The organism is Blautia wexlerae (genome assembly GCF_013300825.1).
GTDB classification, from domain to species: Bacteria; Bacillota; Clostridia; order Lachnospirales; family Lachnospiraceae; genus Blautia_A; species Blautia_A wexlerae_B.
The window spans coordinates 70,049-88,510 of record NZ_JAAIMY010000002.1 but is presented as its reverse complement, the minus strand read 5'-3'; the positions used below and the strand labels follow the sequence as shown (position 1 = coordinate 88,510).

Here is an 18,462-nt window from a genome sequence, read left to right as displayed (position 1 = left end):
CATGCAGAACAATATCCGCAACACAAACCTGCGCTTTAATCTGGACAAAGAACAGCAGCGGAGAGCCTGGGAATATTTACAGACGATGGACAGGCAGGATTTTAAATCTTACAGTCAGGTAATCTCTCTTGCACTGGTAGATTATTTTGACCGCTACTACCGCACACAGGCTGATCCTTATCTGGAAACAAGAGAACGGGAAGAACTTTTTGTGAAACAGATTGTAGATGCAGTGGAAAACAGTCTGAAACAGGCATTGCCACTTTTTCTTTCCGGACTGACTGCAGGCATGGTGCAAAGGGAGCCCCAAATCAGGGCGTCCTTTCCAACACCTGAAAATTCACAGCCAGATAGTGATGTAGACTGGGATTTTCTTGGAGAATAACTGATTGGAGGTGAACACATGACGGACTTTCTGACAGCAGACACCAACCTGCCATCTTATATGATGTTTCCCCGTTTTCTTCTGGACATGGAAATAAACGAAACTGCCAAAATGCTTTATATTATCCTGCTCGACCGGGCAAGGCTTTCCCAGAAAAATGAGGGCTGGTCAGATATCAATGGTCATGTGTTCATTTACTTTACAATTGAAGCACTGGCAGAAGTTCTCCATAAAAGCCAGATGACGGTTAAAACTGCTCTGGCAGTACTGGAAAAACAGGAGCTTATCTTCCGAAAACGGCAGGGACCCGGACAGCCCAATCGGATTTATGTAAAACTCCCAAAAGAAACCATCCACTATACAGACAGATTTCTTTCCCTAAGACAGACAGAAAACTGTCCTATTGACAGACAGGATTCTTTCCCTGATACAGACAGAAAACTGTCTGGTAATAAGAAAGAGATAAAAAAGAACAATTTAGAAAAAAGAGGGAGTAAGGAGCCACTCTCACCCTATGGAAAATTTCAAAATGTTTTTCTGTCAGAAAAAGAGCTTGAAGATATCCGGCAGACAATCCCTGACTGGAAGGATTATATTGAACGCTTATCCGGTTATATGGCTTCTACCGGAAAGCAATATCAGAACCATGCAGCTACCATCATCAGTTGGGCAAGACAGGATCATCCTGCTTCCCGGCAAAGGAATTACGAAAGTGAGGAATACGAAACACTATGACAAGATTTACAGAAAAAGCAACCGCTATAACACCAAACAGAGAGATTCAGCCTGATGAATATTTTAACGAAACAGACCACCTGATCTACTGTTCCAAATGCAATACGCCAAGACAATGCCGGCATGAATTACAGGGAAAGGTTCTTATTCCTTCCATCCGCTGTAAATGCCAGCAGGAAATCTTTGAGCAGGAAGAGGCCCAGAGAAAACTTCATGAAAAACAAATGGAAATAGAGCATCTTAAAACCAGCGGCTTACAGGACAAAGCACTCTATGACTACACTTTTGCCAGGGATAACGGCATCAATCCGGAAATAAAACTGGCACACAATTATGTAAGTAACTGGGAAGAGATGAAAGCAAACGCTTCCGGATTTCTCATCTGGGGTGATGTAGGTACTGGAAAATCTTTTTTTGCAGGCTGCATTGCCAATGCCCTTCTGGAAAAAGGCGTTCCTGTACTGATGACCAACTTTTCCCGGATTCTGAATACCCTTACCGGAATGCATTTTGAAGACAGAAACCAGTTCATCAACAGCTTAAACCGCTACAGTCTTCTGATTATTGATGATCTCGGAATTGAGCGGAACTCTGACTTTGCACTGGAACAGGTATTCAATGTGATTGACAGCCGTTACCGCAGTAAAAAGCCCCTGATCATAACGACCAATCTCACTTTATCAGAGCTGAATAACGCCGCTGATATCGCACACAAACGAATTTATGACCGCATTCTAGAGAGATGTATTCCTGTCCGTATCAATAACCGGAATATCCGTCAGGACAACGCTTCCGCCAATTTGAAAGAGGCGAAGAAAATCCTGCTAAGCAATCCTGATTTGAACCAGAATTGAAACAACGGAGTATAACTCAATAGTTATTTCTCACTGGCAGTGGTGCTACTTTCTTTTCATATTCATCACCAGAAATATGCCACTGTCAGTTATCCGAAACTATAGTACTAGACCAGAAGATTTTGAAACCAAAATTGCCCGGATACGGGCATAAAAAGGAGGTGCCAGATATGGCAGATAAAAGGACAATAACACCAGAAGAAAAGGCACTTTTACAGGCAAAGCACCGTCAGGAAGAAGCTGAAGCAAGAAATCGGAAAAAAGAGCGTGATGCCAGAACACACCGATTAGTCCAGGAAGGAGCAATTCTGGAAAGTATTGTTCCCCATATTAAAGAAATGGATTTAGATTCCCTAAAACGGGAGCTGATGATCCGGTTACGGGGAATGTAAACGCACAAGTTCTACTCCCGAAGGGCGCACTTACTCACCACCTGATAAATCAGGCAGTGGTATCCCCTTCGGGGCTCGTGCGCTCTGCCGAGGGCTTTATCCGCTGTTGCAGGCAACATCGAAAGGAGGTGCCAGATATGGCAATTTATCATATGCAAGCCAAAGTCGTCAGCCGTGGTTCCGGTCGGTCTGCTGTTGCTGCTTCTGCTTATATGAGCTGTAGCCGCATGTACAATGATTATGACGGCATCCAGCATGACTATACCAGAAAGCAGGGGCTGATCTATCAGGAGGTGATGCTTCCTTCAATGGCTCCATTGGAATGGAATGACCGGGAACAACTCTGGAATGCTGTGGAAGAAAACGAAAAGACCAAAGACAGCCGACTTGCAAGAGAATTTGTTGTCGCACTCCCCGTTGAGTTGGATAAAGACAGCAATATTTCTCTTCTTCAAAATTTTATTCAAAAGAATTTTGTAGATATGGGAATGTGTGCTGATTTTGCCATTCACGATACAGATGGTCACAATCCCCATGCACACATTCTTCTTACTGTCCGACCACTAAATGAAAATGGAACATGGCAGTATAAAACCGAAAAAGAATATCTCTGTATCAAAGATGGAGAAGAAAAAGGATTTACTGCTTCTGAATTTAAAACTGCTCAGAAACAGGGATGGGAAAAGCAATATCGCTATAAAGTTGGGAAAAAGAAAGAATATCTGACTTCCTCTGCCGCACAGGAAAAAGGATATGAACGGATTGATAAACACCCCAAGAGCAGCCGATATGGCAGACAGAATCCTATTTCCGAACAATGGAACAGTGATGAACAACTCCATATCTGGAGAGCAAACTGGGCAGATGCCGTAAATAAAATGCTTGCACGTAATCAGATAAATGCCGCCATTGATCACCGCAGCTTTGCAGCTCAGGGAATCACCGAACAGCCAACCATCCATGAAGGCTACATTGCCCAGAATATGGAAAAGAAAGGCATGATAGCAGACCGCTGTGAAATCAACCGTCAGATTCGTGCGGATAACAAAATGCTCCGAGAATTAAAAGCAAAAGTAGCAAAACTGGCTGAAGCTGTAGAAAAGTCTATTCCAATAATTGCAGAAACCTTGGAAGCAATCCGAAATCACATGATTTTTACACAATATCATTTGCTCCACAATGAGATGCAAAAAGAAGTGATCCATGACTGGATGAATCATTTTAATCCAATACTGAATAAATACAACACCGTTAAAAAGAAACTCAAAGCTAAAGTTACAGAGCGGAAAGAACTGAATGTGAAAAAAGAGAAAACCAGTATTTTGAATCCCATCCAGCATATAAAATTGAATCAGCAGCTTACCACTGTTACCGAAGAAATTGAAGAACTGAAATCAAGGAAAGAGCAGCTAATCTTCCAGGCACAATGCTCTACCGATAAAGATATGACGAATCTATCCAAGAAATATGACCAAATGAATAACAATCTTGATATCCTAGATTCTCAGGACATCTCGCTCAAAAAACAGCTTGAAAAAGATGCCGCCGCTTTCCGGGAAGAAAAATTTCATCCTGAACCAGAACAATATACCGAGTTACTGGATACCAGAATCCAGATACGTCCTGATTTCCGGGATAAGCTGATCGAGCAGCTCAAAGGTACTTTTGGTAAGTATTATGACTATCACCGTCGTGATATTGCAGCCGATGAGGTGGATTATCTCAATGTGGAAGACCCTGATGTTTTCTCCCATCGTGCATGGGAACTTAAATATCAGAGAGAACAGGAAATGCGGCGAAATCAGTCTGCTCGGACTAAGAAAAGGTCACATGATATGGAATTGTAATCATCTAAAGTATTGTCCTGGCACCATAAATGGTGCCGAGACAATGAATAATATTCACACATTATTATTTTAATATTCCAACTATTTACTTTTATTTGAAATCTAAGTCATAGTCTAGCATTTTCAATGCCTATACTATCAACATTCTTTTTCTTCGATTAAATAGACACTGTCTGCTAAAACAATCAAGCTACAACGATTTTACTGTTCAATCTTTTTCTGTATGAAATGTTCAATAACATTATTGAACATAATGTCATCAAATTTTTCTCCTGAAAATACGTTATCACAAATTTCTATTAACCAATCGACATCTTTGACCGGAAGCTTGTTCTTCAATAAACAAAGCATTTCCGTAATGTTGAGCTGAATATCTTGCGTTTGAGCTGCAAGATAACACGCATCTTCTGGTTCCGTCAACAACTCCACAGATTTAGAATATATCCATAGTTCTTCTGCAATATATCCTATTGGAAGTTCATCGACATCGGTAACTTTTTTTTCAGGCAAATCATATTTTTCACTAAAGCAGTCAAGCATTTGTGCTGTCACATTCACAGGATATGGAGGCACCAGTTTATCAAGCAATGAATGATTTTCTGATTCGATTGCCTTCTTGACGTCAACGAGCATCCGTCGAGGGAACTGTAAAGCAGTAGAATCTATTTCTTTGGACTCGTTTGCAGATAATATGACTAGGTAATCAAAGGGAGCATCAGCAAATGCGATACAGCCCAGAAGCCATTCGGTTAAATTGCTTTCCGATGCCATATCAAAATTACCAACTATGATGGGATAATAGCTCAACATGTCAATGGTGTAAATCTGATCAGGAAAATGAATCGAATACTTTGATTCTAATTCCGACAATCCGTCTTCTACTATCTTTCTCTCATCCCGACAATGCCCGTCATACCAATTGCTAATTTGATATTTATTAAAATACTTATTTGGCGAATGTGTCTGGTAGTAGCTACAGCACATTATTAGTCGCTCTATGTTTTGTGTTTCCATAACACAAAGAGTCAACTGTCTTTCCTGAAAGCTAAAATCAATTGCAATGTCTGCAAAGTAATTCTGCATTGTCACAAGAGCACTTTGAGCTATTGTGAGGTTAACCATAGCCAATCTTTGTTTTTGTTCATTCTTAATGAGGAACCCTGCAAACTGATTCATAAAGTTTTGTATGCTTTGAAAGTATTTACTCTTTATTTTTCCTAACCTCTCGGGCACTGTAGCTTTTTCTTCAAAAGGACGATCTTCTTTAGGATATCGCTTTTCACCAGTAGTAATTAGGGCAAATTCTTCACGAAGTTGATCTACCTCCCCGGCCAAACTCCCTAATGGTTTTCCGCCAAGGAGTTTGTAAATACAGGCACAGCACTTATCTGCAAGCAAACATATATGTTCTCTCACATCAAACCAGTAATTTAACCATTCTGTCGCGGTATCAAATTCGTAATTGCTCATAATGGTCTTGTTCCATAGCGACGTAAGATTCTGATGGAACATGATTACAATATTTTTAATGGGCATTTCTTTATGTGCATCGTCGGGAACAGGATAAGCCGAGAGCAAATCAACTGTCGGCTTGAGAGCATCCGCGCAATACAAATCAAAAATAGGCAAGGCTTTACAAAGGAATTTCAGCCTTGAGACGCTCTGCTCATTTCCCGTTTTAATATTGTGCAATCGAAGGATATATTCAATGTGAATCGCTTTTTTTTCGGAATCAATAAATACCCTATGTGATCTGGTCCACTGCTTAAGGTACGTAAGAATACTCTTAAGATTTCGTTCCACAAATTCCATATATTTCTCTCTGTTCCCGCAGTAGGAGAGATACATCAGCGTAGAAACGCACTCCAGCGTCAATTTTTCTGGCTTGCTCCAAAGATCGTCCAGAGAAAATCCGGCCGATACATTCCACTCTGGATTGATGTTATAGATCCACTCAGAAATGGAGGTATAGGACGTGATGTCCTTTATTCCGTCAAAACGAAAGGTGCGCATTTTCCTATATAAACAATCGCAGAAAATATAGACATACGTTTCCTGCAAACAGCAGGTGGGAATACGCTCCCGTAATCGGCAAAGATATTCTATATTCTTATTATCCGGAAATGTTTCCCGCATTTTGTCCAGCGTATCCATCGACACACCGAAATCCTCGAATACAGCAAAGGGGCACATTTCGGTCGATAGAAGAAAAAGACCGCCGTGGGCATCTGCATCGTCAAACGCAGCCCGGTTAGAAAGGAAATACTGCATCACACTCCCTGAAAAAAGCCCCTGTATTGCAGAAGTATAGTTTGAAAGGTCTTTTTCATCCCATAGACTCTCGACCGCATCGCGGAAAAACGTTTCTTTGTTCAGGGTAAACTCCGGCAGATGAGAAAACAGTATCGATAGGTCCGCTTTGTCCGCCATTTTCATAACTGAAATGGCGGTATTGTCAATTGGCAGGAATTCATGCAGCCTCTTAACAACGTGCTTTGACCGAATGGGATGTAGCCCCTCAATATACCCACTCTCTTCATTTACATGCACAAGGAACTCCGATTCCATACCTTTTAAAAGCTCCCCAAAATCCGAGCCAGAGTCTTCTGATTGACTCGCAGAAAGTTTGATAGCAGAAAGCCTGACTCCGCAAAGATCTGCAAAACATACTTTGCGTAAGATTTCACATTTTGCTTTGCCAGAAGATGATTGTCCTATTTCGGATATTTGTGAGGCTATTCTTTCTGATAACATCTCACCATGAGTAAGCAAGTAGACATACTCTATAAGTAGTTGCCTTTCTGCAATCTTATTCCATGCTCTTTGCCAGCTTGTTATGCTTGGGTGAAGTTGCTTAGCCTCTCTGAATAGATTGAATATCTCTATTGCTTCCTTTTCTTCTAAAACCGGCTTAATTACTTTCAAAGACTGGATATTGCTCAAGTCACCACTATAATTATACCAATCCATCTCTCGCGATGTGATGAGCAACTTATAATGACAATGCAATTCGGATTGTAAGAGCTGAACAAGATAATTCCATTTGCTGAGATGGTTATCCAGATTGTCAATTAAGATAAGAATCTTTTCACCAAGCTGAATTCTTGCTTTGAAATATTGGACAATATTCCCAATTTCTTTTATCTCATCACACCATAGTAACTGATATGGTATATATTCATTTTGGAGAATATAAGCTGCCCGCAAAGCCAGCGTGGTTTTTCCTTGCCCACTAGAAGCTTTAATTACAGTAACCATGTTTTCGCAAATAGAATTAATAACATCTTTTTCTAAACTCGGTCGTTTGATTGGAAACCCACTTACTATATCTGCTGGTGTTGCTTTTTTCCCTTCGTAAAAACTACACCCTTCATCAATGCTAGGCTTAGAGTAGTCCAGTTTACGAATCCAACTATGAGCTGGATTTTGAGGACCCTTACTGATATCTATTTTGACAGATTGGATTTTGGAATCTAATTCTGCTTTTGTCACATAGGCCCGCTGCTCCATTTTTTCAAAGCAAAGAATTTTTATGCTATTTGCAAATAATGAAACATTGTCTGTGTTAATCTCATAAATTCTAATTAAGGTTTTTTCAATTTCAGTAGCAAGTATAGATTTTTCAATCTTCTCAAATGACAGATGTGAAATAAATTTATCGAAATCATAAACAGACCAATTCCAAGAAGGATTGTTTTTCTTGATATTTGAAATCACGCCAGCCCAATGGGTGCGTGATTTTTCGTCTAACTTAGATGCAAATATCTTACTTAGATGGCCTTTTGCAACAGGGAAATCGTAAACAAGCTTAAAAAATCTATTTTGATCCAGCAAATATGCTTCAAGAAAATTTTTGAGCACATCAGTTAAAAAGCTGGCATCCTGTTTGTTGACAGAATATTTCAACTGTATATGAGTAATATCATTACTACCATTTTTCTGCATGATACAATCAATATCTTCAATCCCCTCAAGCTGGAAAAAATTGCTTGGATTTGATGACGAAAGAATTAAATAACACGAATACAAAAATTGATATGAATACCCCCTGAGTGCAATTTGTCCGCCATCCCTAGAAATACTTAATTCCTGAATATTTGCTTTTGGAGCTGTAATCTTTTTGTTTTTCTTCTTTGTGCTTTTTCCCATATTTTTCCTTTCGTTCTCTTATTACATCTACACGTGCTCTAATCTGTACTTATCAAATTTTCCAATTCAGAATATCGAACGATTCTATTTCTATTAGGAAGTTTAATGGCATTCATCAATTCCATTTCCTTGTAATGAATAAAACATTTTAGATACTATAATAAAAAAATCCCGTTGCTTTAATAATACCATCTTCTTAACCCATTTTCTATATAATCTCTTCCAAACAGCGAAAAGCTCCCGAAGGAGCTTTCCATTACCTTAAATATACACTAATTCTTTTAACACAATCTCTTCTGCAGCATTCCGGATATTGTTTACCGCTCTGACCCATTCCATCTGATCACGAGCTTTCAATTCTTCCGTAATGCCCTGCTGCTCCATCATCTGACGTACCAGAATATCCATTCTCTCCTGTGCTTCATCGTCCACAAGATTCAGATGTTCCACCAGTCTGTCTTCCAACATATACAGTGAATACATTGCCAGACGATGCTCTTTCAGATATGTTTTCCGCATCATTCCATATTTCCCATAATGCGGTTCTTCATCTGTACTGACAAGATTCGGATAGTAAATTCCGTCTGCGCCAAGTGTGTAGGTTCCACCCATTTTTTCAAATGTGCTTTTCATGTGTTATTCCTCCTTGAAATCAGCGATGTCCTTAGATCATCGCAAAATATTTCAGGGCAGCCTTGATAGCTTCTTCCTTCTCTTTCGGGCATTGTGGAACTCTTGCATTTTCTGATTTTGGAAGATTATAGTTTTCTCCCACTTCAATTCCACATTTGCGTTTTACCTGAGAAATATATAAACTTGAAACCTTCAAGCCAAATTCTTTCAGCACATAATCTTTGATTTCCTGATAGGTTGCTTTCAACTCGGCACTGGTAGCATCCAGCTCGTCCAGGTCTAAGTCGATCTCTATCGTGTCATCCGGCTTCTGTTGGGACAAAAGAACAACTGTCTCCACATGAACCGTCATCCCAAATTGATCAACCGGGCATACCTTTCTAAGCTCATATCCCCTCTTACACAGATACTTCAGATCCCTTGCCAACGTCGCACTGTCGCAACTTACATACACAATCCTCTCCGGATTCATCTCGACCATGGTCTCCAGCAGAGTTTCATCACAGCCTTTTCTTGGCGGGTCTACGACGATGACATCTGCATAAACGCCATTTTTCTTATACTCTCTCGGCAGCACTTCTTCTGCTTTTCCCACAAAGAACTCTGTATTCTCCAGGCCATTAAGTTTCGCATTTTCTTTCGCATTCTCTATAGCTGCCGGAACAATTTCCACACCACGGACAAATTTTGCTTTCTGTGCCAGGAACAGGGAGATTGTTCCGATTCCACAGTAGAGATCCCATACTGTCTCTTCCCCATGAAGATCTGCGTATTCCAGTGCCTTTGCATAAAGCTTCTGGGTCTGCATAGGATTTACCTGATAGAAAGACAGAGGAGAAATCTGATAGGAAATATCTCCGATCCTATCTGTGATATATTCCTGACCCCAGAGCAGACGAATTTCCTCACCAAGGATTACATTACTGTGTTTCTTATTTACATTAATGGTGATGCTTGTCATTCCCGGAATCTCACACAGAGATTTTACAAGCTGTTCCTCTTTCGGAATCTTATTTCCGTTCAGAATCAGACAGACCATCACTTCTTTTGTGAAGTATCCGTAACGGATCAAGACATGGCGCACCAGCCCTTTGCCTGTTGCTTCATTATATGGTTCAATCCCGTATTTCTCCATATGTGCGATCACACGGTCCAGAACTTCTTTATTCTCAGCTACACCAAGTGCACAGTCACGGTTTTCGATAATATTGTGGGTTCTTCCTGCATAGAAACCTGTAACGATTTTTCCCTCTTTATTTCTGCCTACAGGAAACTGTGCCTTATTTCTGTAATGAAAAAGTTCATCCATGCCAATGATCGGCTCCATGGGGATATCTGTAAAGCCACCGATACGTTCCAGATGTCCCTTCACCTTATTTGTCTTAAATGCAAGCTGCTGGTCATAGGAAAGTGCCTGAAGCTGGCATCCGCCACACTGACGGGCAAATTCGCACTTGGGCTCAACTCTGTACGGAGATGGCTTCAGCACCTCCATAAGACGTCCGTAACCATAATTTTTCTTTGCCTTGATAATTTTGGCTGTTACTGTATCTCCGATCACTGCGTCCTTGACAAAAACGGTGAAGCCATCGGCTTTTCCGATACCTTCACCGTCAATTCCGCAATCTTCTATCTCTAACGTAACAAGATCGTTCTTACGAAATTCCATAAAGATTACACCTCATCTGTTCTTCTTAAGTTGGATTCAAACAATTTATTATATCCAAGCCATTCTTTTTTGCTCTTGTTTGCTGCAAAAATCTCTGTGATGGTTTCCATTCTTGCATCTGTATTATCTGCAAGATTGAGGGCTACAGCCTCCACCAGTGCAGGTTTCTTCGGGGAACCGTATTCCAGTTCTCCATGGTGGGACAGGATACAATGAATCAGTTCATTCTTAAGCACCTCCGGGAATTCCGGTATCTGGCGTGCAAGATCATTGATCATCTGCGCTCCCATATAAATATGTCCCAGAAGCTGGCCTTCGTCTGTATAATCATTTAACGGAAATGCAGATAATTCTTTTGTCTTTCCGATATCATGAAGAAGTGATGCTGTGATCAGTAAATCCCTGTTGATGACCGGGTATGCCTTTGACATATAATCGCAGAGTCTGGTCACTCCCAGAGTATGCTCCATCAGACCGCCGATAAATCCATGATGTACTGTCTTCGCTGCAGAATGTCCTTCAAACGCTTTCACAAAAGCTTCATCTTCCACAAATAATTTCTTCAGAAGTGCAGACAGATAAGTATTCTCCACACTGTCAATAAATGCTCTCAGCTGGCTGTACATATCATCTGTGCTGTTCTCACTTACAGGAAGATAATCTGCCGGGTTGTACTCATCTTCAGCAGCCTTGCGCACACGCTTGATATTCAACTGCATAGCCCCTGCAAAGCTGGTTACATCTCCCACAACATCAATATAATCCAGGGCATCGAAATCATCAATTCCCAGAGAATTCGGATCCCAGATTTTTCCATCCATGATTCCGGTTTTATCCTGGAGGATAATATTCTCATAGGGTTTTCCATTCTTCGTTACCGCAGACTGTTTCTGCTTGCACAGATAAATCCCATTAATTCTGTCTCCCTCATGTAACTCATTTAAAAAACGCATAAAGCCTGCCTCTCTATCCTTTATTTTTAGTATTATAACAATTCCACAAGAAAGAATCCCGCTTGTAGGATTCTCCGCCTGTCACTATCTCTCTCCAACTGTTACCTTATAATCTTTCTCCGCATACTCACCATCGGAATTTTTGCGAAGAACCGTTATGGTAAGATTTTCTCCCTGCTTTTTTGTCTGAAGATATGTATAGTAAGACTGCATACTCTCTGTGGGAGTTCCATCAATCTTACTTATGATATCTCCACACTGTATCCCTGCCTTCATCGCAGGAGATTCTTCTTGTGTACGCTCCACGTAAAGTCCCTGATCAATTCCCAGTTTTCTACATTGTGCCTGAGTTATCTCTGTTCCATAAATACCTGTATATCTGATTGTCTCTTTGTTAGCCAGATGTTCTACCAACGGAAGAATCTGCGAAATGGAAACTGCATGAATATTATCTCCATCGTTTTCATTCTTCTTCAGTATCATACCTGCCACATTTCCGTCAGAATCAAGCAGCACACCACTTCCATCTTCATTCCCCTGCACATCTGTAGCCAACACATTATACTCCGTATCCGCTACCGATAATTTTTCAGAAACAGAAGTGATCATTCCATAAACCACCGCATCACTGTCACCGGCAGGACTTCCGATAGCAATTACTATATCGCTCTGTCCCAGTTTCTTTGTGTCTGTCAGATCAGATACCACGATACCTTCTCTTGTACTGTCATTAAGAAGATTTTTTCTCACAGTTGCAACTGCAAATCCGGAATCTGCATCTCCCCTACATATCTCTCCCTGCACTGTCGAACCATCTGCAAAAGTCACCTGCAGTTCCTGCAGATTTTCCAGTTCTTCCTCATAGGTCAGGATATAAAATTGTGTCTCTGTTTCAAGAAAGACAAGACCTTCCGTATCTTCCTGCTGCAAATAAGAATTATTCAGCAAATCCTCATCCTTTGAAATTCCTCTCACGTTTACAAGAGATTTTCGGGATTTTTGGGAAACCTTCAGCACTTCCCTATACATCTCCTGACGCATTGCCAGAAGACTCTTCTCCTCTTTTTCAGAAACTGAAGCGACAGATTCCCTCTCTGTTGCCTGTTCTTCAGATATCGTCTCCGCTACATCCGATCCTGTCAGTTCGATTTTCTGCTGTGTATTCTCTTCTCTGTCCGCCATAACCGGAAACACACTGGCAAAGGTTACGGCTGCGCAGCCTCCAAGCAAAACGCCACATCCTGCTATCATAAGCAGCCTGCGCAACAGACTGCCATTCTCTTTTGGCTGTTTTTTTACCGTTTCTTTTATAAACTGATATTCCTGTGTGTCCATTTTGTTTTTTTTCATACCTGATTCTCCTGCCGCACTCCATTCAGGATAACTGCCCAGTGTCATACAAAACAGCAATCTGCCAAACAGTTACCATTCAGGTTCAATATCGCTTATATTCAAACAAATTATATCGTAACAATCTACACATTATTTTAACAAAAAGATATGAATTTTTTATGAATATACTATAAGTAATTTCCCACAGTACAAAAAAGAAGCTCCTACTGAAACACTTATCGTATCAGCGAAACACTGCAGCTCAGGTTATTATGATGACACAAAAAAACGGCTTAAATGCACATATAATAGCATTCAAACCGTTTTTCATGCGGAAGATGGGACTTGAACCCACACGAGCGCAATGCTCACAAGATCCTTAGTCTTGCTCGTCTGCCAGTTCCGACACTTCCGCATATCGCATTTCTGTTATAAGTTTTACTTATTGTTGCGACAATTGGTACTATACCAAAAACTATATAAACTGTCAATAGCTTTTTTGAATTTTTTTTATTTTTTTGTAAAAACTATCATTTTTATGTATTTCTATCCTTTTTGCTTTCCATAGATTCCAAAATCATATATAATAGGAAAAGTATTTGTAACTGCTTATTTCACAGTAACACAGTTACAATTATGTTACTGTTCACACACCACTATTCCGCGAGGTGTTTTGGCATGAATATGCCAAAATCCCGAGACATACAAGCCAAAATTCCATTGCCGCAGGCAATCTGGAATGAATTTTGGCTACGTTACTGTGAACGGAGTGAACAGTAACACAATTATTTTTTTAGAATTGCTATAATCCCGGAGTACATTTCCATAACAAAAAATGCTATAATATCAGGGACAGCAAATTATAAAGATATCTATCAGGAGATTTAAACAGACAATGAATCAGAAAGCATATAAAGCACTTGAATATTATAAAATCATCAATATGCTGACAGACAAGGCTTCCTCTTCCATGGGAAAAGAGATCTGCCGGAAGCTGGAGCCATCCACAGATATTGATGAAATCCGACATATGCAGACTCAGACCAGAGATGCACTTACCCGTCTTTTCCAGAAAGGAAATATTTCCTTTGGCAGCGTCAAAGATGTGCGTGGTTCTCTGAAACGTCTGGAAATCGGAAGTTCTCTGGGGATTGGTGAACTTCTTGCCATCTGCAGCCTTCTTGAGAACACCAATCGTGTCAAAGCTTATTCCAGAAGTGAGCGCGGTGATTCTCTCCCGGACTCTCTGGACGGGATGTTCGAGGCACTGGAACCACTGACTCCTCTTACAACAGAGATCCGTAGATGCATCCTCTCAGAAGATGAGATCAGTGATGATGCAAGCAGCAACCTCCGCCAGATCCGAAGAAACATGAAGATTACCGGAGACAGGATCCATACACAGCTCTCCTCTCTCGTAAACGGAAGTGCCCGCAATTATCTGCAGGATTCCGTTATTACCATGAGAAACGGACGCTACTGCATTCCGGTCAAAGCAGAATACAAAGGACAGGTTCCGGGTATGGTACACGATCAGTCCTCCACAGGTTCTACTTTATTTATCGAACCTATGGCAATCGTAAAACTAAATAATGACATCCGCGAGCTGGAACTGGAAGAACAAAAAGAGATTGAAGTGATCCTTTCCACCCTGAGCCAGCAAACTGCAGAACAGACCGACTCTATCCGCGCAGATCTTAATATCATGGTACAGCTTGACGTCATTTTTGCCAGAGCATCCCTTGCCATGGATATGAATGCAACAGAACCAATCTTCAATGATGAAGGACGCATCCGTCTGAAACAGGCACGCCATCCTCTCATTGATAAGAAAAAAGCTGTTCCCATTGATATCCGTCTCGGCGATGATTTCGACTTGCTTGTTATCACCGGTCCGAACACCGGTGGTAAAACTGTATCTTTAAAGACTGTCGGACTTCTCACTCTCATGGGCCAGTCCGGTCTTCATATTCCCACACTGGACCGCTCAGAGCTTGCACTGTTTGAAGAAGTTTATGCTGATATCGGTGATGAACAGAGTATTGAACAGTCATTAAGTACATTCTCCTCACATATGACCAACGTGGTTTCTTTCCTGAAAAAAGCCAACCGTCACTCTCTTGTCCTTTTCGATGAGCTTGGTGCAGGTACAGATCCGACAGAGGGTGCTGCCCTTGCCATTGCGATCCTTTCCCATCTTCATGAACAGGGAATCCGCACTATGGCAACCACCCATTACAGTGAGCTGAAGGTATATGCGCTCTCCACCTCAGGTGTAGAAAATGCCTGCTGCGAATTTGACGTGGAAACGCTCCGCCCGACCTACCGCCTGCTAATCGGTGTTCCCGGGAAAAGTAATGCATTCGCCATTTCTTCCAAGCTTGGACTTCCGGACTATATCATCGATAAGGCCAAAGAACAGATCAGTGAACAGGATGAATCTTTCGAAGATGTTCTCAGTTCCCTGGAAAGCAGCCGTATAACTATTGAAAATGAACGCCGCGAGATTGAACAGTATAAACAGGAAATTGCCTCTCTGAAATCCGAAATGGAATCCAAGCAGGAGAAGTTGAACGAGCAGCGAGACCGCATCATCCGTCAGGCCAATGAAGAAGCTCATGCAGTTCTCCGCGAAGCCAAGGAATATGCAGACCAGACTATGAAGATGTTCCACAAATTCCAGAAAGACCATGTGGATCTCTCTGCTGTGGAAAAAGAACGCCAGAATCTGCGCAAACATATGAATAAAGCAGAGAAAGGCATGACTCAGAAAACTGCTGCAAAGAAACCGAAGAAGGAACTCACAGCCAAAGATATCTCCCTCGGAGATGCAGTTAAGGTTCTCAGCATGAATCTGAAAGGCACTGTCAGCAGCCGTCCGGACAACAAAGGTTTCCTCTTCGTTCAGATGGGTATCATCCGTTCCAAGGTTCACATCTCTGATCTGGAACTGATCGATGAAGCAGAGATCACCACACCAACCATGCAGCGTACAGGTGCAGGTAAAATCCGCATGTCAAAAGCAGCCCATGTATCCACAGAGATCAACCTGCTTGGCAAAACGGTAGATGAAGCAGTTGCAGAGCTTGACAAATATCTGGATGATGCTTATATCGCTCATCTGAAATCTGTCCGTATTGTTCATGGTAAAGGAACCGGTGCTCTGAGAAAAGGTGTACACAATTATCTGAAGCGCCAGAAGCATGTGGAATCCTTCCGCCTTGGAGAATTCGGCGAAGGAGATGCAGGTGTTACTATTGTAGAATTTAAGAAATAGGAGGGACTGGCATGGTTTCCAAACAGAAAATCCTTATTGTTGATGATGATAATAATATCGCAGAGCTTATTGCCCTGTATCTTACCAAAGAATGTTTTGAAACAAAAATCGTAAATGACGGAGAGGAAGCCTTAAAGGAATTTGTTTCCTTTCGCCCGGATCTGATCATTCTGGATCTGATGCTTCCGGGAATTGACGGTTATCAGGTATGTCGTGAAATCCGACATACCTCTGATGTTCCCATCATTATGCTTTCCGCAAAAGGCGAAACCTTTGACAAGGTTCTGGGGCTTGAACTGGGTGCAGATGACTATATGATCAAACCCTTTGATTCCAAGGAACTGGTTGCACGTGTACGTGCAGTCCTGCGCCGTTTCCAGGTAAAACAGCCTGCACCTTCTTCCAGTGAAAAATGTGTCACTTACCCGGATCTGACCGTTAATCTGACAAACTATGCAGTCACATACATGGGACGTCAGGTTGATATGCCGCCAAAGGAACTGGAACTTCTCTATTTCCTTGCAGCATCACCAAACCAGGTATTTACCCGCGAACAGCTTCTGGATCACATCTGGGGTTATGAATACATCGGTGATACCCGTACTGTAGACGTTCATATCAAACGTCTTCGTGAAAAGATCAAAGACAATCCTCACTGGTCCATTGCCACCGTATGGGGAATCGGATACAAATTTGAGGTAAAAAATCCATGAAACAGCATCATCTTTCCACAAAATTCCTGAGATTTTATATTCTCATCGGGATTTTGGGATTTTTCCTCATAACCCTCGGCGGTTCTTATATGGTAGAAAAGCATCTGGAACACTCTTTAAGTGCCGCACTCTATACAGAAGCGCACAATATTGCATCTAACGAAGCAGTTAAAAGCAATATCTCTTCCAGTACAGTAGATACTCTTCAGGAACACTTATGTGCAATTTCCGATTTTCAGGATGCTGTATTGTGGATCATCAACAGTAACGGCGAAATCATTGTAAGTACACAGAAAAATATTGACGTCCGGGAGCCAATCCCACTGGAAGAATTCGATGCTTCCAAATGGGGAAGCAACTATTATCAGATTGGAAAGTTTTATGGTTTCTTTAAAACAGATCATTTGAGTGTTATTGCCCCGATCACCTCTGATATGGAAACCAAAGGTTACGTGGCAATCCATTATTCGATGACAAACCTTTATCAGAGCCGGAGCAGTATTCTTTTTATCATGCAGGTAATCTTTCTCCTGTGCTATGCAGCCACCAGTCTTCTGCTCTGGGCTTACAGCCACTACATACGTAAGCCCCTGGCCAGGATCATGAAAGGTGCCAGTGAATATGCAGGAGGTAATCTTGCATATAAAATAGACGTTACTTCTGATGATGAAATGGGATATCTTGCCAAAACTCTGAATTATATGTCCGATGAACTGAACAAAAACGGAGAATATCAACGTAAATTCATTGCAAATGTCTCTCATGATTTCCGTTCTCCCCTTACCTCCATCAAGGGATATGTCAATGCCATACTGGACGGTACCATCCCATATGAAATGCAGGAACGGTATCTGAAGATCATCGCTTTTGAATCTGAACGTCTTGAAAAACTCACCCGCAGTCTTCTGACTCTGAATGAACTGGATATGAAAAAACGGATGATGCACATCCAGCGTTTTGATATCAATGATACCATCAAAAACACAGCAGCTACATTTGAAGGCATCTGCACCAGCCACCAGATCCGCCTGGAGCTGCTTCTCTCCGGACATGAACTTTATGTCAGAGCTGATATGGAACAGATTCAGCAGGTCCTTTACAACCTTCTTGATAATGCCATTAAATTCAGCAATGATAATTCTTCTGTTCAGATTGAAACAACTGTAAAAAGTGGTAAGGTCTTTGTTTCTGTAAAAGATTATGGAACCGGCATTCCCAAAGAAAGTCTGGGCAAAATCTGGGATCGTTTCTACAAGATTGATGCTTCCCGCGGAAAAGACCGTAAAGGCACCGGACTTGGACTTTCTATAGTCAAAGAGATCATCAATGCACATAACCAGAATATTGATGTGATCAGTACAGAAGGTGTGGGAACCGAATTTATCTTTACTCTGGAGAAAACGAAATAAATTTCTTTCACTTGAAAAATATTGTCTTAAATATACCTGTAACAACCCTCTTACCTGGAGCGTGTCTGAGAGGACTGCTATAAAAAATACCGTAACAAAAGTATATAGCATTTA

The 18,462-nt window shown here is 41.3% G+C and carries 13 protein-coding genes and 1 tRNA gene; 8 read left to right on the top strand and 6 right to left on the bottom strand.

Annotated elements, in window-relative coordinates:
- Position 1 precedes the first annotated feature (1 nt).
- The 5 genes from G4417_RS01905 (at position 2) to mobQ (ending at position 4,213) form a co-directional block, all read left to right on the top strand.
- Complete coding sequence (locus G4417_RS01905) at positions 2-385, top strand: adenylate cyclase (protein WP_173682443.1); 384 nt, start codon at positions 2-4, stop codon at positions 383-385.
- A gap of 18 nt (positions 386-403) precedes the next feature.
- On the top strand, positions 404-1,120 hold the full coding sequence (locus G4417_RS01900) for a replication initiator protein A (RefSeq protein ID WP_055219545.1): 717 nt from the start codon (positions 404-406) through the stop codon (positions 1,118-1,120).
- Positions 1,117-1,974, top strand: a complete 858-nt coding sequence (locus G4417_RS01895) for an ATP-binding protein (RefSeq protein WP_055290462.1) — start codon at positions 1,117-1,119, stop codon at positions 1,972-1,974. Before G4417_RS01900 ends, G4417_RS01895 begins: the two co-directional genes overlap by 4 nt.
- A gap of 170 nt (positions 1,975-2,144) precedes the next feature.
- Positions 2,145-2,366: a DUF3847 domain-containing protein gene (locus G4417_RS01890; RefSeq protein ID WP_009265797.1), complete on the top strand. Its 222-nt coding sequence runs from the start codon at positions 2,145-2,147 to the stop codon at positions 2,364-2,366.
- 137 nt (positions 2,367-2,503) lie between these two features.
- The gene (mobQ, locus tag G4417_RS01885) at positions 2,504-4,213 is read left to right on the top strand and encodes a MobQ family relaxase (RefSeq protein ID WP_173682442.1); all 1,710 of its coding nucleotides are present in this window, start codon (positions 2,504-2,506) and stop codon (positions 4,211-4,213) included.
- A 201-nt stretch (positions 4,214-4,414) separates the two neighbouring features.
- On the opposite strand, the gene G4417_RS01880 is transcribed toward mobQ, so the two are convergent.
- The 6 genes from G4417_RS01880 to G4417_RS01855 form a co-directional block, all read right to left on the bottom strand.
- Positions 4,415-8,362 carry a hypothetical protein gene (locus G4417_RS01880; protein WP_173682441.1) on the bottom strand — a complete coding sequence of 1,316 codons (3,948 nt, stop codon included), beginning with the start codon at positions 8,360-8,362 and terminating at the stop codon, positions 4,415-4,417.
- A gap of 261 nt (positions 8,363-8,623) precedes the next feature.
- Complete coding sequence (locus tag G4417_RS01875) at positions 8,624-8,995, bottom strand: TnpV protein (RefSeq protein ID WP_014080786.1); 372 nt, start codon at positions 8,993-8,995, stop codon at positions 8,624-8,626.
- Positions 8,996-9,026: 31 nt separating this feature from the next.
- Positions 9,027-10,664, bottom strand: coding sequence for a 23S rRNA (uracil(1939)-C(5))-methyltransferase RlmD (gene rlmD / locus G4417_RS01870; protein WP_173682440.1), 1,638 nt, complete (start codon positions 10,662-10,664; stop codon positions 9,027-9,029).
- A 5-nt stretch (positions 10,665-10,669) separates the two neighbouring features.
- Entirely contained in the window at positions 10,670-11,617 is a 948-nt protein-coding gene (locus tag G4417_RS01865) for a 3'-5' exoribonuclease YhaM family protein (RefSeq protein ID WP_026649704.1), read from the bottom strand.
- Positions 11,618-11,701: 84 nt separating this feature from the next.
- Positions 11,702-12,967, bottom strand: coding sequence for a S1C family serine protease (locus G4417_RS01860; protein ID WP_173682439.1), 1,266 nt, complete (start codon positions 12,965-12,967; stop codon positions 11,702-11,704).
- Between the two features lie 312 nt (positions 12,968-13,279).
- Positions 13,280-13,364: transfer RNA gene (locus G4417_RS01855), tRNA-Leu, on the bottom strand.
- Between the two features lie 480 nt (positions 13,365-13,844).
- Here G4417_RS01855 and G4417_RS01850 point away from each other — a divergent pair.
- Genes G4417_RS01850 through G4417_RS01840 form a run of 3 tightly spaced genes read left to right on the top strand, consistent with a single transcriptional unit; the run spans position 13,845 to position 18,348 of the window.
- Positions 13,845-16,226, top strand: a complete 2,382-nt coding sequence (locus tag G4417_RS01850) for an endonuclease MutS2 (RefSeq protein ID WP_025579808.1) — start codon at positions 13,845-13,847, stop codon at positions 16,224-16,226.
- An 11-nt stretch (positions 16,227-16,237) separates the two neighbouring features.
- Entirely contained in the window at positions 16,238-16,939 is a 702-nt protein-coding gene (locus G4417_RS01845; RefSeq protein ID WP_055057231.1) for a response regulator transcription factor, read from the top strand.
- A complete protein-coding gene (locus G4417_RS01840; RefSeq protein ID WP_173682438.1) occupies positions 16,936-18,348 on the top strand; it encodes a sensor histidine kinase in 1,413 nt (470 codons plus the stop codon). Before G4417_RS01845 ends, G4417_RS01840 begins: the two co-directional genes overlap by 4 nt.
- Positions 18,349-18,462: the final 114 nt, after the last annotated feature.

Excerpts from the sequence above, each read along its gene's own strand:
- G4417_RS01850 (WP_025579808.1), top strand. The coding sequence starts at position 13,845 with ATGAATCAGAAAGCATATAAAGCACTTGAATATTATAAAATCATCAAT.
- G4417_RS01860 (WP_173682439.1), bottom strand. The coding sequence starts at position 12,967 with ATGAAAAAAAACAAAATGGACACACAGGAATATCAGTTTATAAAAGAA.
- G4417_RS01865 (WP_026649704.1), bottom strand. The coding sequence starts at position 11,617 with ATGCGTTTTTTAAATGAGTTACATGAGGGAGACAGAATTAATGGGATT.
- G4417_RS01875 (WP_014080786.1), bottom strand. The coding sequence starts at position 8,995 with ATGAAAAGCACATTTGAAAAAATGGGTGGAACCTACACACTTGGCGCA.
- rlmD (WP_173682440.1), bottom strand. The coding sequence starts at position 10,664 with ATGGAATTTCGTAAGAACGATCTTGTTACGTTAGAGATAGAAGATTGC.
- G4417_RS01880 (WP_173682441.1), bottom strand. The coding sequence starts at position 8,362 with ATGGGAAAAAGCACAAAGAAGAAAAACAAAAAGATTACAGCTCCAAAA.
- G4417_RS01890 (WP_009265797.1), top strand. The coding sequence starts at position 2,145 with ATGGCAGATAAAAGGACAATAACACCAGAAGAAAAGGCACTTTTACAG.
- mobQ (WP_173682442.1), top strand. The coding sequence starts at position 2,504 with ATGGCAATTTATCATATGCAAGCCAAAGTCGTCAGCCGTGGTTCCGGT.
- G4417_RS01845 (WP_055057231.1), top strand. The coding sequence starts at position 16,238 with ATGGTTTCCAAACAGAAAATCCTTATTGTTGATGATGATAATAATATC.
- G4417_RS01900 (WP_055219545.1), top strand. The coding sequence starts at position 404 with ATGACGGACTTTCTGACAGCAGACACCAACCTGCCATCTTATATGATG.
- G4417_RS01895 (WP_055290462.1), top strand. The coding sequence starts at position 1,117 with ATGACAAGATTTACAGAAAAAGCAACCGCTATAACACCAAACAGAGAG.
- G4417_RS01840 (WP_173682438.1), top strand. The coding sequence starts at position 16,936 with ATGAAACAGCATCATCTTTCCACAAAATTCCTGAGATTTTATATTCTC.
- G4417_RS01905 (WP_173682443.1), top strand. The coding sequence starts at position 2 with ATGCAGAACAATATCCGCAACACAAACCTGCGCTTTAATCTGGACAAA.